At 63.8% G+C, this 550-nt stretch carries 1 protein-coding gene; it reads right to left on the minus strand.

The features are described 5' to 3' along the window. On the minus strand, positions 1-336 hold a 336-nt coding region (locus tag IEW52_RS15630), incomplete at its 3' end, for an immunoglobulin-like domain-containing protein (RefSeq protein ID WP_188631001.1). Positions 337-550 lie beyond the last annotated feature (214 nt).

Genomic DNA, 550 nt, shown 5'->3' on the forward strand with positions numbered 1-550 from the left:
TACCATCACGGTCAGGCTGGCCGCTGAGCCCGCCTGGGGTGGATGGCTCAGCTGGAAGTTAAAGGTCACGGCCGCATCATCTTCGGTCACGTTGCTGGTGGTCACGGCCACGGTGGTGGGGTCGGGGCTGTCGCTCACCGTCACCGTCGCGGTGTCGCTGGTCACCAGCTGCTCGAAGTTACCGCCACTGGTGCTGTCTACCGCCACGGTGAAGCTGCTGCCATCGACGTACACGTCTTCGCCATTATTAATCGCGAACGGCGTGGAGCTGACCGCGGTGCCCGCCACATAATCGGTACCAAAGGTAAGGGTCGCCCCGTTGTCCAGGGTGATCACCAATNACCAGGCTGCCGGCGCCGCTCGCATCCACGTTCACCGTATAAGTCGCACCCGCTACCATCACGGTCAGGCTGGCCGTTGTGCCCGCCTGGGGTGGATGGCTCAGCTGGAAGTTAAAGGTCACGGCCGCATCATCTTCGGTCACGTTGCTGGTGGTCACGGCCACGGTGGTGGGGTCGGGGCTGTCGCGCACCGTCACTGTCGCGGTGTC

This window comes from Oceanisphaera marina (assembly GCF_014643915.1).
GTDB lineage: Bacteria > Pseudomonadota > Gammaproteobacteria > Enterobacterales > Aeromonadaceae > Oceanimonas > Oceanimonas marina.